Origin of the sequence: Sphingopyxis sp. 2PD (assembly GCF_005503695.1) — a bacterium.
Taxonomy (GTDB): Bacteria; Pseudomonadota; Alphaproteobacteria; order Sphingomonadales; family Sphingomonadaceae; genus Sphingopyxis.
Genome location: NZ_SCMU01000037.1, coordinates 11,861 through 27,152 on the forward strand (window position 1 = coordinate 11,861; position 15,292 = coordinate 27,152).

The 15,292-nt window shown below is 64.8% G+C and carries 14 protein-coding genes and 1 tRNA gene; 3 read left to right on the forward strand and 12 right to left on the reverse strand.

The window, feature by feature from the left end:
• Positions 1-25 precede the first annotated feature (25 nt).
• The 8 genes from FFS18_RS16185 to ccmC all read right to left on the reverse strand — a co-directional run bounded on the left by FFS18_RS16185 (position 26) and on the right by ccmC (position 7,165).
• A complete protein-coding gene (locus FFS18_RS16185; RefSeq protein ID WP_120215820.1) occupies positions 26-1,987 on the reverse strand; it encodes a potassium transporter Kup in 1,962 nt (653 codons plus the stop codon).
• A gap of 39 nt (positions 1,988-2,026) precedes the next feature.
• Positions 2,027-2,704: a tetratricopeptide repeat protein gene (locus FFS18_RS16190; RefSeq protein WP_120215819.1), complete on the reverse strand. Its 678-nt coding sequence runs from the start codon at positions 2,702-2,704 to the stop codon at positions 2,027-2,029.
• Complete coding sequence (locus FFS18_RS16195; RefSeq protein WP_137871650.1) at positions 2,701-3,096, reverse strand: cytochrome c-type biogenesis protein; 396 nt, start codon at positions 3,094-3,096, stop codon at positions 2,701-2,703. The genes FFS18_RS16190 and FFS18_RS16195 overlap by 4 nt, the downstream gene beginning before the upstream one ends.
• A gap of 146 nt (positions 3,097-3,242) precedes the next feature.
• The gene (locus FFS18_RS16200) at positions 3,243-3,773 is read right to left on the reverse strand and encodes a DsbE family thiol:disulfide interchange protein (protein ID WP_137871642.1); all 531 of its coding nucleotides are present in this window, start codon (positions 3,771-3,773) and stop codon (positions 3,243-3,245) included.
• Positions 3,770-5,740 carry a heme lyase CcmF/NrfE family subunit gene (locus FFS18_RS16205; protein ID WP_137871643.1) on the reverse strand — a complete coding sequence of 657 codons (1,971 nt, stop codon included), beginning with the start codon at positions 5,738-5,740 and terminating at the stop codon, positions 3,770-3,772. The genes FFS18_RS16200 and FFS18_RS16205 overlap by 4 nt, the downstream gene beginning before the upstream one ends.
• Positions 5,741-5,843: 103 nt before the next feature.
• Positions 5,844-6,278 (reverse strand): cytochrome c maturation protein CcmE, encoded by a 435-nt coding sequence (gene ccmE / locus FFS18_RS16210; RefSeq protein ID WP_137871644.1) that lies wholly within the window; start codon positions 6,276-6,278, stop codon positions 5,844-5,846.
• A complete protein-coding gene (locus FFS18_RS17555) occupies positions 6,275-6,430 on the reverse strand; it encodes a hypothetical protein (protein ID WP_168452473.1) in 156 nt (51 codons plus the stop codon). The genes ccmE and FFS18_RS17555 overlap by 4 nt, the downstream gene beginning before the upstream one ends.
• A 3-nt stretch (positions 6,431-6,433) precedes the next feature.
• Positions 6,434-7,165 carry a heme ABC transporter permease CcmC gene (gene ccmC / locus FFS18_RS16215; RefSeq protein WP_137871645.1) on the reverse strand — a complete coding sequence of 244 codons (732 nt, stop codon included), beginning with the start codon at positions 7,163-7,165 and terminating at the stop codon, positions 6,434-6,436.
• Between the two features lie 259 nt (positions 7,166-7,424).
• On the opposite strand from ccmC, the gene FFS18_RS16220 reads away from it, so the two are divergent.
• Complete coding sequence (locus tag FFS18_RS16220; RefSeq protein ID WP_137871646.1) at positions 7,425-9,983, forward strand: TonB-dependent receptor plug domain-containing protein; 2,559 nt, start codon at positions 7,425-7,427, stop codon at positions 9,981-9,983.
• 41 nt (positions 9,984-10,024) lie between these two features.
• Here the strand turns inward: FFS18_RS16220 and FFS18_RS16225 are convergent, their stop codons facing one another.
• From FFS18_RS16225 to FFS18_RS16235, 3 genes are all read right to left on the reverse strand, one after another.
• Positions 10,025-10,378, reverse strand: coding sequence for a YbaN family protein (locus FFS18_RS16225; RefSeq protein WP_120215813.1), 354 nt, complete (start codon positions 10,376-10,378; stop codon positions 10,025-10,027).
• A gap of 142 nt (positions 10,379-10,520) precedes the next feature.
• Complete coding sequence (locus FFS18_RS16230) at positions 10,521-11,570, reverse strand: Glu/Leu/Phe/Val family dehydrogenase (RefSeq protein WP_137871647.1); 1,050 nt, start codon at positions 11,568-11,570, stop codon at positions 10,521-10,523.
• Between the two features lie 111 nt (positions 11,571-11,681).
• Positions 11,682-11,758 (reverse strand) — tRNA-His (locus tag FFS18_RS16235).
• Between the two features lie 112 nt (positions 11,759-11,870).
• Here FFS18_RS16235 and FFS18_RS16240 point away from each other — a divergent pair.
• On the forward strand, positions 11,871-12,551 hold the full coding sequence (locus FFS18_RS16240) for a prolyl hydroxylase family protein (RefSeq protein WP_502704185.1): 681 nt from the start codon (positions 11,871-11,873) through the stop codon (positions 12,549-12,551).
• A 68-nt stretch (positions 12,552-12,619) separates the two neighbouring features.
• Here FFS18_RS16240 and FFS18_RS16245 read toward each other — a convergent pair whose 3' ends face one another.
• On the reverse strand, positions 12,620-13,366 hold the full coding sequence (locus FFS18_RS16245) for an SIMPL domain-containing protein (RefSeq protein ID WP_137871648.1): 747 nt from the start codon (positions 13,364-13,366) through the stop codon (positions 12,620-12,622).
• Positions 13,367-13,767: 401 nt separating this feature from the next.
• On the opposite strand from FFS18_RS16245, the gene FFS18_RS16250 reads away from it, so the two are divergent.
• Positions 13,768-15,292, forward strand: a 1,525-nt coding sequence (locus FFS18_RS16250; RefSeq protein ID WP_137871649.1) for an ABC-F family ATP-binding cassette domain-containing protein, incomplete at its 3' end; no start/stop codon positions are given.

Consider the following 15,292-nt stretch of genomic DNA (forward strand, 5'->3'; position numbering starts at 1 on the left):
CGGCGAGTTAATCCGGTCGGCCGCGTCAGATTGCGACCTGACTGCCCAGTTCGACCACGCGATTGGTCGGCAGCCGGAAATATTCCATGGCGCTTTCCGAATTGCGCAGCATCCACGCGAACAGCTTTTCGCGCCAGATTGGCATCCCCGGCTTGCTCGCCGCGATCAGCGTCTGGCGCGACAGGAAAAAGCTCGTCTCCAGCATCTTGAACTCGCCGCCGCAACTCGTCACGCGCTTGAGCGCGTCGGGAACGTCGATCGGCTGCATAAAGCCATAGTTCAGGATCAGCCGATGGAACCCCTGCCCCAGATCGTCGAGCGCACAATGATTTTCCTCGCGCACATAGGGGACGTCGGCAATCTTGATCGTCAGCAAGATGATGCGCTGGTGCAGCACCTTGTTGTGCTTCAAATTGTGAAGCAGCGCGTGCGGTACGCCATCACTGCTCGACGTCATGAACACCGCCGTGCCGGGCACGCGCGTCGCGCTGTTCGCGGCCGATTTGACGAACACCGGGATCGGCATCGCGCCTTCGGCCATTTCCTGCTGCATCAGCTTGCGCCCGCGCGACCAAGTGGTGAGCATCGTGAAGATGATGAGCCCGATCGCCAGTGGCACCCAACCGCCGTCGGGCACCTTGATCAGGTTGGCGCCGAAATAGGCGATATCGACGATGAAGAACACCGCGAGCACCGGCAATGCCTTCCACGCCGGCCATTTCCACAAGGTGAAGAGGACGACCGACAGCAGGCAGGTGTCGATGAACATCGCGCCGGTGACCGCGATGCCGTAAGCGGCAGCGAGATTGCTCGACGAACCAAAGAACAACACCAGGATGATCACCATGATCATCAGGAACCAGTTGACGACGGGGATGTAGATCTGCCCCGCCGCCGATGCGCTGGTGTGTTCGACGCGGAGGCGCGGGATGAAGCCGAGCTGGATCGCCTGCTGGGTCAGCGAGAAGGCGCCCGAAATCACCGCCTGGCTGGCGATGATCGTCGCCAGCAGCGCGAGGATGACGACCGGCACCTCCAGATATTGCGGCATCATCTGGAAAAACGGGTCGGAGATGAGGTCGGCGCGCGGCCCGGCTTCGGCGGCCAGCACCATCGCGCCCTGCCCCATATAGTTGAGCATTAACGCGGGCAGCACGAACGCCAGCCAGCTGATCCCGATCGGCCCGCGCCCGAAATGGCCCATGTCGGCATAGAGCGCCTCGGCACCCGTCACCGCGAGGACCACCGCGCCCAAGGCGATGAACGCGGTAAACCCATCGACGTAAAAGAAGCGCAGCGCGTTCACCGGATTGATCGTCTCGACGATGATCCAGGGATTATCCGCAATGTGCATGATGCCCAGCCCGGCCAGGGTCAGAAAATAGAGCAGCATGATCGGCCCGAACAGCGCGCCTACCTTGGCCGTGCCGCGCGACTGCAGCGCAAACAGACCAATCAGGATCGTCAGCGCGATCGGGACAATATAGGGCGCAAACCCGGGGTTGATGTAGCGCAGCCCCTCGGTCGCCGACAGCACCGACATCGCCGGGGTGATCATGCTGTCGCCATAGAAAAGCGCGGTCGCGAACACGCCGAGCAGGATGATCGGCCAGGTCCAGCGCTTTTCGCCCGACGATCGGCTGATCAGCGCGAGCAGCGCGAGACTGCCGCCCTCGCCCTTGTTGTCGGCCTTCATGATCGTCAGCACATATTTGAAGGTGACGACCAGCATCATCGACCAGAACACCAGGCTCAGCACACCATAGATGTGCAGCCGATCGGGTTCGATCGGGTGATGCCCGGCAAAGGTCTCGCGAAACGCATAGAGCGGGCTGGTGCCGATGTCGCCGAACACGACGCCGACCGCGCCGACGGCAAGCTTCAGCTTGCCATCGCCTTCGTGTCCGTGGCCATGGTGGCCGGTATCGGCGGCGACCGGTGCGGCGCTTGGCGCGCCTGCGGCCTCCTGTTGCGACTCAGCAGTCATCGCGCGCCTTTAGACGAGCCAGCGCCTTTGGAATAGGTTTCAATTCGGGACGCCCGCCGCCGCTCCGGGGGCGTCATCGGCCGATGGTAGCGGCAGCTGCGGCCCGAGCGCCTGCCGCAGCTGACCGAGCCGCATTTCCAGATCGGCGCGCCACGGCGCATCGGCGGGGCTGCGCGCCAGAAGCTCGCTCCACACCGCCTCGGCGCCCTTCAGGTCGCCGCCCTGCGCGAGCGCGAGCCCCGCGAAAAAGGGCGGCGCGGGGTGCGAGGGATCGCGCTTCGCCGCCTCGTCGAAGGCGAGCGCCGCCGCGGGCGACATCATACCACCGCCATGCGCCGCGAGCGCGTTGCCGAGCCCGACCCAGAGGTCGACATTGTCGGGATATTTCTGAAGCCCCTTTTCGAGCGTTTGCGCCGCGAGTTCGGTCTTGCCCGTGCGCGCAAAGCCGTCGGACATGCCGAGCCACTGCGCCGCGGGGCCGAAACGGTCCGCCATCCCCTGCCGCTGGTCGGTCAGCGCCTCGCCGAACCCCTCGGGCTCCTCGGGCGCCGCGACCGGCTTGCCCGCGAGCGACGGGCTGCCCTGCAGCGCATAGCCTGCAAGCCCCAGCATCACCGCCGCCCCCGCGAGCGGCCGCGCCGCGGCGGGCAGCTTGCCGAGCCAGAAGATGCCGCCGATCGTCAGCGCCGCGACGAGCAGTACCCAGAGCCAGATCATGCCGCATCCTCCGCATCGCTCGCGCCGCGCCGGAAGCGGCCAAAGGCAAGCCAGCCGCCGATCGCGAGGAACAGCAAAGGCCCGAGCCACAGAAACGCCGTCGCCGCATCGAACGGCGGATCATAGCTCACCCAATTGCCATAGCGCGCGACGAGCCACGTCTTGATTTCACCGGGGCTTTCGCCCGCCGCGATCTTGCTGCGCACCTCGTGCCGCATATCGCCCGCCAAGGGCGCGTCCGAATCGGCGATCGACTGCCCCTGACAGACAAGGCAGCGCAATTCCTCCATCAGCGCCTTCGCGCGCGCTTCCTGCGCCGGGTCTTTGAGCTGCTGATAGGCATAGGGTGCGGGGGGCAAGCGGTCTTGGGCGAGCGATGACGACGAGAACATACCAGTAGCGGCCAGCAGCAGCGCCGCCAAAAGCCATGCTCCCCCGCGAAAGCGGGGGTCCACGGCGACCTTGCCCCAACGTCGCACTTTGCCGCCCTGGCCCCCCGCTTTCGCGGGGGAGCGCGACGAGATGGACCATGTCATGCTCATTTCATCGCCTCCAGCTTGGCGATGATCTCGGGCACCTGATCGGCCAGGATAACCCCCTGGATCTGTTCGCGGATGATCCCCTTGCCGTCGATCAGGAAGGTTTCGGGAACCCCCGACGATCCCAAGGCAATCTGCACGCTCGACTGCATGTCGGCGCCGATCCGGTCGAAGGGATTGCCATATTCGTTCAGGAACATCGCGACATCTTCGGGCCGGTCGCGGATCGCGATGCCGTCGATCGGCACCCCCGCGGCCTTCAGCGCCTCGAGCTGCGGCGCCTCGGCGCGGCACGGGATGCACCAGCTTGCGAAGACATTGACGAGGCGCGGTTTGCCGTCGGCGAGCTGGCTGCTCTTCAGCCCCTCGACCCCCGCGGTCGCGGGCGGCAAGTCGAACAGCGGCATCGGCTTGTCGATCCACTGCGACTGGATCAGCGTCTCGGCGGGGGTCACCAGCCGGTAGATGAAAGCGCCGAACAGCAGCCCCATGATCGCCAGCGGTACAAAAAGGACCCAGCGGTTCTTCATGGCGCAAATCGTTCCTCTGCCTTGCGCGCGCGGCGCGCGCGAAAGATTGTTAAAAGCTGCGCGCGGCCGAGCATCGACAGCGTCGCACCGAAGGCGATCAGCCCGCCGCCCAGCCATATCCACCACACCAGCGGCTTCCACCACAGGCGGATCTGGTAGCGGTCGGCGCGCCCGTCCTCACCCGTCACCGGCTGGCCGAGCACCGCATAGAGCTGCCCGCCCGGTCGCGTGAGCAACGCCGCCTCGTTCGTCTCGGTCGGCGCGGTCCCCATCAGCCCCGGAAAGGTGCGCGCTTCGGGCTTCATCGTAAAGCTGCTTCCTGACGATGTCGTCGCGACCAGCGTCCCCTCGATGGCGGTATAATTCGGCCCCGCGACCGGCTTCACTCCGACAAACTTCACCGAAAAATCGCCGATCCGGATGTCGTCGCCCGGCGCCGCCGCGACCAGCCGTTCCTTGATGAAGGCACTTTCGGCGCCCATCCCGGCGAGGCACACCGCGACGCCGAAATGCGCCACCACCATGCCCCATGTCGGCAGCGGCGTGCGGCGGAGGTTGCGTCCCCACAGCGGCGCGAGGCTCGCAACCGCGACGATCCCCGCCACCGTCATGCCGAGCAGCGGCAATATGCCGACCTTGCCGCCGAACAGGATCAGGGCGAACAGCACCGCCGAGCCCGCGAAGATCGCGAGCGGCAGGCGCGACCAAAGCCGCTTTCCATCATCCTTGCGCCAGCTCAGCAGAGGTCCCGCAACCATGACAAGGCAGAGGATTAGCGCGAGCGGGCCCGCGACGCGGTTATAATAGGGCGGCCCGACCGAAATCTTCTCGCCCATCGCCTCGGCGACGATCGGATAGAGCGTCCCGAGCAGGACGAGCGCGAGGATCGTCGTCAGCAGCAGATTGTTGATGACAAGCGAGCCTTCGCGGCTCAGCAGCGCGAATTTCTTGCCCTCGGCGACCGCCCCGGCGCGCAGCGCAAACAGGGTAAGCGCGCCGCCGATATAGATCGCCATCAGCACAAGCAGGAAAGTGCCGCGCTCGGGATCGACCGCAAAGCTGTGGACGCTCGTCAAGAGCCCCGACCGGACGATGAAGGTGCCGACCATCGACATCGAAAAGCCGATCACCGCGAGCATCACCGTCCACGCGCGCAGCGCGTTGCGTGTCGCGGTCACCGCGACCGAATGGAGCAAGGCCGCGCCCGCGAGCCACGGGACGAGCGAGACATTTTCGACCGGGTCCCAGAACCACCAGCCGCCCCAGCCAAGCTCATAATAGGCCCAGTAACTGCCGGCGGTGATGCCGAGCGTCAGGAAAATCCAGCTGCCGAGCACCCACGGCCGCATCGCGCGCGCGAACGCCGGGCCGATCTCGCGCGTGATCAGCGCGCCGACGGCAAAGCTGAACGCCACCGAAAGCCCGACATAGCCGACGTAAAGCGTCGGCGGGTGGAAGGCCAAACCGATGTCCTGGAGCAGCGGGTTGAGCCCCTGCCCGTCGGGCGGTGCAACCGGCAGCCGCTTGAACGGGTTCGACGAGAACAGCAGGAACGCAAAAAAGCCGATGCTCAGTGCCGCCTGCGCGGCGAGCGTGGCAATCAGCGTATCCTCGCGCAGCCTTTTCTCGAAAATCGCGATCAGCCCGCCCGACAGCGACAGGATCATCAACCACAGCAGCATCGACCCTTCGTGATTGCCCCACGTTCCCGCGACCTTGAAAATCATCGGTTTCAGGCTGTTGCTGTTGCGCGCGACAAGTTCGACCGACATATCCGACCGCACGAACAGCGCGATCAGTAGGCCGAACGCCGCGGCGGTGAGCACGCCCTGCGCCACGCTTGCGGGGCGCACGAGCGCCCCAAGATCCTTCGGCCCGCCGCGCAGGAACAATATGCCCGCGACCAGCGACAGGCATGCGAGCGCAGCGGCGACCCACAGCAGCGCGAGGCCGAGTTCGGCAATCATATGATCGTCGCCCCCGCGCAGGCGGGGGCCGCTGTCGTTTTACACAGCAATGCAGAAAAAGGCCGATGGCGGCCCCCGCCTTCGCGGGGGCGACGAATATCCATCATACCGCAGGCGCCTTCATATTCTTCGGCATCTCAACCATCTGCGGCGGCATATAACGCTCGTCATGCTTCGCCAGGATGCGGTCGGCGACAAAGGTTCCGTCGGCGCGCATCCGGCCGTCGGCGACCATCCCGCTTTCCTCGCCGAACAGGTCGGGGACGATACCGGTATATTCGACCGGCACCGACGCCTTGCCGTCGGTCGCGACGAAGCGGATCGTCAGCCCGTCGCTCTGGCGCTTGATGCTGCCCTTGGCAACCATACCACCCAGCCGCATCGCCTCGCCGACCGCGGCCTTGCCGCCCTGCACTTCAACGGGGGTGCGGAAATAGGCCGCCTCGTCGCGCAGCGCGCTCGCCGCGAGCACGCCAGCGCCGGCGACGCCGACCAGCGCGACCAGCGCCAGCACCAATCGTTGATGTTTCGCCTTCATGTGCGGTCCCGGCGCAGCGCATCGCTACGCCGCTCGGCCTTCGCCATGGCGCGCCAGCTCGACCACAGCACGGCGCCGGTGAGCAGCACCGTCAGTCCGTAAGCTGCCGCCACATAGGCCCATTGGCCGCTGCCGCTGATCACCCCCGTCACGCGTCAATCCTCCTCGTCGGCGAGCCGCCGCAGCCGCGCCGCAACGCGGTTGTCGGCGATGATCCTCCGCATCCGCATCAGCACGATCGCGCCGAATAACAGCGAAAAACCGAGCAAGGTCAAGCCCAACGGCCACAGCAGCGCATTGTCGATGCTCGACCCGCGCAGCGTGATGCTCGGCCCCTGATGCAGGCTGTTCCACCACACAACGCTGCGGTTGATGATCGGAATGTTGATCGCGCCCACCAGCGCATAAATCGCCGCGCCGCGCGACAGCGAGCCGCCCTGCCTTTGCCCGTCTTCGCCATTGGTCAGCGCGATAAAGCCCGCATAGAGGAACAGCAGGACGAGCATCGACGTCATCCGCCCGTCCCATTCCCACCAGGTTCCCCACGTCGGCTTGCCCCAGATCGACCCGGTGGCGAGGCACAGCGCGGTGAACAGCATCCCCGGCACCGCGATCGCGCGCGCGGCGATACCCGACAGCGGGTGCCGCCACACCAGCTGGATCAACCCCGCAAAAGCCAGCGACGTCCAGCCGCCCATTCCGAGCCACGCCGCCGGGACATGGACATAAAGAATCCGTGCCGTTTCACCCTGCTTATAGTCGCCCGGCACCTGCGTCAGCCCGGCCCACGCGCCCGCCAGCACGAGCAGCACCCCGAGGCCGAGCAGCCACGGCGTCAAGGGTCGGGCGATTGCCAGAAAACGGGTGGGATTCGCATAGGCGTGCATCGCGGCCAGAGCCTTAGGCGACGCGAAGGCAGCGGTCCAGCCAATTGCAGATTTCCGCCTGGTTATAATGGTATCGATAACTTCTAAGAATTGAAATTTTATATCGTACTATGCCATTGATATGTGTCTCGATTACCACAATCGTCACAAAAACGTAAGATATGACCGTGCTTCGATGTAATTTGGGTGGCCATTGCTGGCTTTCGTATCAATCCTTTCGTGGCCGGCCGTTTCGGCCAGACACAATAAGGGGCCACTTATGCGAAACACTTCCCGAATCCCGTCGCTCGCGCTTGCCGCAGCGTTGATCGCCAGCGGCAGCATCGCCGCTCCCGCTGTCGCCCAGGATGGCGCCAGCGACGCGTCGGACAGCGCCACCATCATTGTGACCGGCACCCGTCGCACCGACCGGACGATTGCCGACAGCACGGTGCCGATCGACGTGATTTCGAGCGAAATGCTGCAAAACAGCGGCACCACCGAAACGAACCGACTGCTCAACCAGCTCGTACCCTCCTTCAACTTCCCGCAGCCGTCGCTGACCGACGGCACCGACTCGTTGCGCCCTGCCACGCTGCGCGGCCTTGCACCCGACCAGGTGCTAGTTCTGGTCAATGGTAAGCGTCGCCATCTCTCGTCGCTGCTCAACCTCAATGGCTCGGTCGGACGCGGTTCGTCGGGCGTCGACATGAACACCATTCCGCCGCTCGCGATCGACCGGATTGAGGTGCTGCGCGACGGCGCCGCCTCGCAATATGGATCGGATGCCATCGCGGGGGTCATCAACATCCAGCTCAAGCGCCGCGAAGGCGGCCGCGCGCAGATCAGCTACGGCAAATATATCACGACGATGGAGGACGTCGCTCAGGTGGCCAGCGTCGCGCCGACCACGACGGCCAACGGCGATCCGGTGATCACCTTCACCGGCCGCGATCGCAAACGCCGCGACGGCGACACCTATACCTTTGCGACGAACATCGGCCTGCCGGTTGGCGAGGGCGGCTATTTCAACGTCACCGCCGAATATAAGGACAGGGCACCGACCAACCGCTCCGGCCCCGATATTCGCCGCAACTACGCCGGCATCGGCGATCCCCGCGAGACCACCTTCAACCGCTATGCCCACCGCTTCGGCGACGGCGAATCAAAGGATATGAACTTCTTTTTCAACGCCGGCATGGATGTCGGCTCCGGGTTTGAGCTTTACAGTTTCGGCAGCTACGGCGTGCGCGACGCAAATGGTGCCGGCTTCTATCGCCGCGCGCTCGACGTGCGGAACGCCGACTGGGCAAATGGCGGCCAGCCTTTCTATCCCGACGGCTTCCTGCCGCTCATCACCAGCGAAATCCGTGACATCGCGATCGCCGGCGGGGTGCGCGGCGAAACGGCCGGCTGGAATCTCGACCTTTCGATCAATTATGGCACCAACCGTCTGAACTACGGGGTCGAAAACAGCTTCAACACATCGCTCGGCGGCCTCAACAGCCCCAGGAAATTCAACGCGGGCGGATTGCGCTCGGGCCAGATGTCGGTGAATTTCGACGCCGCGCGCTCGATCGACTTCGGCATGGGCGACACGACCTTGGCGCTGGGCGGCGAATGGCGAAACGAAAACTACAAGATCGTACCCGGTGAAGTGTCGAGCTATATTGCCGGGCCTTTCACCTTCACCAACGGCGCGGCGCCGGGATCGCAGGTGTTTCCCGGTTTCTCGCCCACCACCGCGATCGATGCCTCGCGCGACAGCTTCGCCGGCTATCTCGAGCTGGATGCCGACATCAGCGACATCTTCAACGTCCAGGTTGCAGGTCGCTACGAACATTTCTCCGATTTTGGCGACACGGTGAACGGCAAGCTCGCGGCGCGACTTGAACCGGTCAGCGGCCTTGCCCTGCGCGGTTCGATATCCACCGGCTTTCGTGCGCCGGGTATGGCCCAACAATTCTTCTCGACGACCTCAACCAACAATGTCGCGGGGGTCGGGCTGATCGAAATCGGTACCTTCCCGGTCGGATCGCCAATCGCGGTTGCGCTAGGCGCCCAGCCGCTCGATCCCGAAAAATCGGTCAATATCGGTGGCGGCATCGCGTTCAATATGATTTCCGGTTTCAGCCTGACGGTCGATTACTACCGGATCAAGATCAAGGACCGCATCACCCTGACCGAAAATCTGCAGGGCGCCGACGTCGTCGCCATCCTGCAAGCGGCGGGCGTGGCCGGAACCTCGGCGCGCTTCTTCGTGAACGGCATCGATACGCGGACGCAAGGGCTCGACATCGTCGGCAGCTATCGCCTACCCGACTTCGGTGCGGGCCGCTTCACCCTGACCGCGGGTTACAACATCAATGATACAAAAATTACCGACCGCCGGACCTTCAGCGGCTTCACCGCGCAGCGCCTGTTCGCCCGGCCCGAAAGCTTTCGTCTGACCGACGGACAGCCGTCGAACAAGTTCAACGCCGGTATCGACTGGGAAGCGGGCCCGGCCGGCATGACGCTGCGCGCCAACCGTTACGGCAAGGTGTTCCTGCCCGGACCCAGCCTCGACATCACCATTCCCAAGGACGCCGCGCCGGGCGACGTGACCCTGTCGCCGAAATGGATTGTCGATCTGGAATTCCGCTTCCGTCCGGTGCAGCCGGTGCAATTGGCGGTCGGGGCGAACAATCTGCTCGACGAATATCCCGACCGCCTGCCTTTTGGTACCGTGAACGGCTTCAACTTCGGCCTGAACAACAGCTTCCTGCCTTATTCGTCGCAGTCGCCCTTCGGCTTCAGCGGTCGCTTTGTGTACGGTCGCCTGACGGTCGATTTCTGACGGCGCTCGGCAGAACAAAAAAATCGACAAGGCCGGAGGGCTTACCCCTCCGGCCTTGTCCAGATCCAGCTGCCGCCCACCGCCGCCGCGATGATCGGCGCCATCATCCACGGCCAGGGGGCGAACAACAATGCCAGCACGATGCTGACCGCAAAGGCGACGCTCGCCGCGATCTTGCCCTTGCGGCTGATCGCGCCCTTTTCACGCCACGCGACAATATGATGCCCAAAGGCCGGATGGCCCAGCAGCCAAGCCTCGAGCCGCGGCGACGATCGCGCGAAACAGAAGGCCGCCAGAATCACCAGCGGCACCGTCGGCAACAACGGCAAAAAAGCGCCCACCGCGCCGATCGCCAGCGACGCCCAGCCGCCGACCAGATACAAATGACGCTTCATTGCGGGGTGGCTTAGCGGATTTAACAATCGACGCCAGCCCACTTCCCGTCGCCCCCGCGCAGGCGGGGGCCGCAGTCGGTTTACGCAGCAGCGCAGGAATAGGCGGCTAGCGGCCCCCACCTTCGCGGGGGCGACGTTTTTCCTATCCTCGCCCGATCAGCTTCTGCGCCATCCGGTCGGCCACCGCCGACGCCGGCGTGCCGCTCGCCTTGCTCTCGGCCCAGATCTCGGCGAGGCGGCCGGGGATCAGGTGGATGCGGCTTTCGACCTCTTCGCGGCTGCCCTGCCCCAGATATTCCAGCGCGACATTGATGATGCCGCCCGCGTTGATGACATAGTCGGGGGCATAGGTGATGCCGCGGTCGTGAATGCGCTGCCCATCGGCGGCGGTCGCCAGCTGGTTGTTGGCGCCGCCCGCAACGATCGGCACGCGCAGCTTTTCGATGCTGCGTTCGGTCAAGATCGCGCCCAGCGCGTTCGGGCTCAGCACATCGGCTTCGATTTCCATGATCGCTGCCGAATCGGCGAGCTCGGCGCCCAGTTCTTCGGCGAGTTCCTTCGCGCGCGTCAGGTTGACGTCAGCCAGCGTCAGCTTCGCGCCCTCGGCAGCCAGCCGCCGCGCGACGCCGCCGCCGACGCTCCCGACGCCCTGGATCGCGATCCGCACATCCTTGGCGCTGTCGGTCCCCAGCCCCTGCTTGATTGCCGCCTTGATGCCCAGATAGACGCCGAGCGCGGTCAGCGGGCCAGGATCGCCGCCCGCTTCGCCGCTCGCCACGGGAAGCCCGCTGACATGCTTGGTATGCTTCGAAATCGCGACCATGTCGGCGTCCGACATGCCGACATCTTCGGCCGTCACATAGGCGCCGCCCAGCGACTCGACTGCGCGTCCGAACGCCGCGAGCAGTTCGGGAGTCTTCGCCGCGCCTTCGTCGGCCAGAATCACGCCCTTGCCGCCGCCCATCGGCAGCCCCGCCATCGCATTTTTATAGCTCATGCCGCGCGACAGGCGCAGCGCGTCGGTGATCGCCGCGGCGCGCTGCGGATAATGCCAGTATCGCACGCCGCCCGCGCCGGGGCCAAGATGCGTCGAATGAACCGCAATGACCGCCGTAAGTCCGCTGGCCCGATCGCGGAACATGTGAACATGCTCATGATCGTCAAAATCGGCGAAATCCCAGACTGCGGACATGGATTCAATCCTTGCGTTAAAAAATTACGTCAGGGCGTAATAATCAGACGCGATGGCAGAGTCACGTCGAAACGCGGTCCGAACGATTGTCGCGAAAAACTTGGAAGGAAATGGGGCGACCAACGGGGCTCGAACCCGCGACCTCCGGTACCACAAACCGGCGCTCTAACCAACTGAGCTATGGTCGCCACACAGGACGGGGACGCTCAAAAGCGACCTCGACAGCGCGCGGCGAATAGGCGCGGGGGTGGCCCTTCGTCAAGCATTGTTCGCACGCGCTTCCCTGCTAAAAAGCGCGCCATGGCTGCGAATGAACATGTCGATATGACAACCTCGGGCGCCGATCGCACCGCGGCGCGGCTCGCCGCGGTCCCCGGCATCCGCCGCGCGCCGACGCCAAAGCTCGAACAGTTCATGCTTTCGCGCTTTCTCGACCCCGAAACCTGTGCCGCGCTGATCGCGCTCATCGACCGCGACGTGCGCCCCTCGACGATCGCCGATCCCAACGGCGACGACGCCTTTCGCACCAGCACGACATGCGACCTCGACCACCGCGACCCGCTGGTGATCGCACTCAACAACCGCCTCCACGACCTCACCGGCATCCCGCTCGAATTTGGCGAGCCGATGCAGGGGCAGCGTTACGATGTCGGCCAGGAATTCAAGGCGCACACCGATTATTTCGACCCGCATGGGGCCGACTGGGAAACCTATTGCGCGGTTCCGGGCCAGCGCAGCTGGACGCTGATGATCTATCTCAACGAGCCAGCCGCAGGCGGCGCGACGCGCTTTCTCGCGACCGGAAAGCTGCACCAGCCCGAGGTCGGCAAGCTGCTCGCGTGGAACAATGTGCGGCCCGATGGCACGACGAACCCCGACACGCTCCATCACGGGATGAAGGTGCGCAAAGGGCGCAAATATATCATCACCAAATGGTTCCGCGAACGGCCGTGGCCGTGGGCGGAGGGGGAGCTGGGGTAAACCTGCTCAGAACCCCGTTCGTGTCGAGCGAAAAAGGGGAGTCGGCCAAGACCAACTCCCCGATCCGCTTATTTCACCAACCGATACTGGAAACTTAGCGTCAGCGTGTTCGCGACCTGCCCCGGTTCGACCGGTGTTGCCTTCGCCTCGGCGGCCATCAGCCCGCGCCCATAGGGCATCGGCGGTTGCGGCCCGCCAAAGCTGCCGCCTTCGCTGATCGACACCAGTTCGGCGCCGCGATAGCCCGCGAGCCGCGCATAGTCCGCGGCCTTCGCCTCGGCCGCCTTGATCGCTGCGCCGCGCGCGCCGACCAGCTGGGCATCGGCGTCCTTCATGCCGAACCACGGACCCTCGATATTCGTGCCGCCCGCAGCCACCAGCGCGTCGAGTAGCGGACCGATGTCGTCGATCTTGCCGGTCGTCGCGCGAACGGTGTTGCTGACCTGATAACCGATGAAGCGCGGCGGCTGGCCATTGCCCTGATTGCTGTAATCATATTGCGGCGACAGGCTGATGCCGCTCGTCTGGATATCCGCGGGCTTGATCCCGCGCGTCTTGGCGGCGGCGATCAGCTTGTCCATCGCCGCGGCATTGGCGCGCATCGCTTCGACCGCGGTCGGCGCGGTCGTCGTCACGCCGGCGCCGACGCTCGCCTGATCGGGGCGCGAACGCACCTCTTCATTGACGCTGAAGCTCAGGATCGGACCCTGCACCGTTGCTGCCGTCACCGTCGAACCTCCTTGCTGCGCCAGCGCGGGCGTCGCCGCCATCAGCGCCAGTCCGGTTGCCATAACGGCGAACAATTGCTTCGTCATTTCATTCTCCTGTCGGCCGGACCCCCGGCCAGTTGTGAAATCCGGTTCCGTAACGCTGACGGAGCAGACCCGTTCCGGCCTTTGTGCGCTCGGCGCTTGCATGATGCTGAACGCGCCAGTAGCGAGCCGTTCATATGGGTCAGGGTCTGCTTCTTGCGCGTTCGAGGTTTGAAGCGATTTCGTTCAGGGCGAGGAAGCGGGACGCAGGCATATGACTATATTCCAAGGCTCGCTGACGCGCCCATGGACGAAATCGATCAAATCCCGCAGGGACGTCGAAATGGCTTCGGTCTCGGCACCATGCGCCCTTGCGGATGGAACCACCATCCGCGGCGGTCGCACGAAGTCGATACCTTCGCCATTTCGACGCCTCGGACGTGCAAGAAGCAGACCCTGACCCAATGGCAGCACCGATTTTATCTTACGAAGGCCTTGGCCTTGTGCAGGGCAGCGGCTGGCTGTTCCAGGATCTCGACATCTATGTCGGCGAACGCGACCGGCTGGCGCTGATCGGGCGCAACGGCGCGGGCAAGACGACCTTGCTCAAATTGCTCGCGGGCCGGATCGAGCCCGACAAGGGCAAGCGCGTCATCGTCCCCGGCACCCATGTCGTGATGCTTGAACAGGAACCCGATTTTTCGGGTTTCGCGACGCTGATGGACTTCGCCGTCGCCGCTCCGAATGCGCCGGAAGAATTTGAAGTCGCCGCGATCGCCGACCAGCTCGGGATCGACATGAGCCGATCCGCCGCAAGCGCGTCGGGCGGCGAACGCCGCCGCGCTGCGCTCGCCCGGGCGCTGGCGCAGAACCCCGACGTGCTGCTGCTCGACGAGCCTACCAACCACCTCGACCTCGCCGCGATCGACTGGCTCGAAAGCTGGCTCGCGCGCTACACCGGGGCGTTCGTCGCGATCAGCCACGACCGCACCTTCCTCACCCGCCTGACGCGCCAGACGCTGTGGCTCGACCGCGGCAGCATCCGCCGCAAGGAAATCGGCTTCGGCGGTTTCGAGGAATGGAGCGATGCCGTCGCCGCCGAGGAAGCGCGCGCGGCGCAACGGCTCGATTCGAAACTGCGGCTCGAGGCGCACTGGCTCGAACGCGGCGTCACCGCGCGCCGCAAGCGCAATCAGGGACGGCTCGAAAAGCTCAAGGAAATGCGCGCCACCCGCGCCGCGATGATCGGCGGCCCCGGCGTTGCCAAGCTCGGCCTCGCCAACGACGATGTCCGCTCGAAATCGGTGATCGTCGCCGAGGGCGTGTCGAAAAGCTTCGGCGACCGCGTCATCATCAAGAATTTCGATTTCCGCGTCCAGCGCGGTGACCGCATCGGCATTGTCGGCGCCAATGGCGCAGGCAAATCGACCCTGCTCAAGCTGCTCACCGGCGAAATTGCGCCCGACAGCGGCAGCATCACCCTTGCCCCGACGCTCGACGGCATCATCATCGACCAGCAGCGTAGCCTGCTGTCACCCGACAAGACCGTCCGCGACATCCTTGCCGATGGCGGCGACTGGGTCGAGGTGCGCGGGGTGAAGAAGCATATCCAGGGCTATTTGAAGGAATTTCTCTTCGACCCCGGCGTCGTCGAAGCCAGCGTCGGCGCCTTGTCGGGCGGCGAACGCTCGCGGCTACTGCTCGCGCGCGAATTCGCCCGCGAATCGAACCTGCTCGTGCTCGACGAGCCGACCAACGACCTCGACCTCGAAACGCTCGACCTGTTGCAAGAAGTCATCGCCGACTATGCCGGCACCGTGCTGCTGGTCAGCCACGACCGCGACTTCCTCGACCGCACCGTCACCGTGACGCTCGGCCTCGACGGCACGGGCAAGGTCGACATCGTCGCGGGCGGCTATGCCGACTGGGAAGCGAAGCGGGTCAAGCCGAACACCGCCAAGGAAAAGGCGGCACCAACCGCCGCCCCGC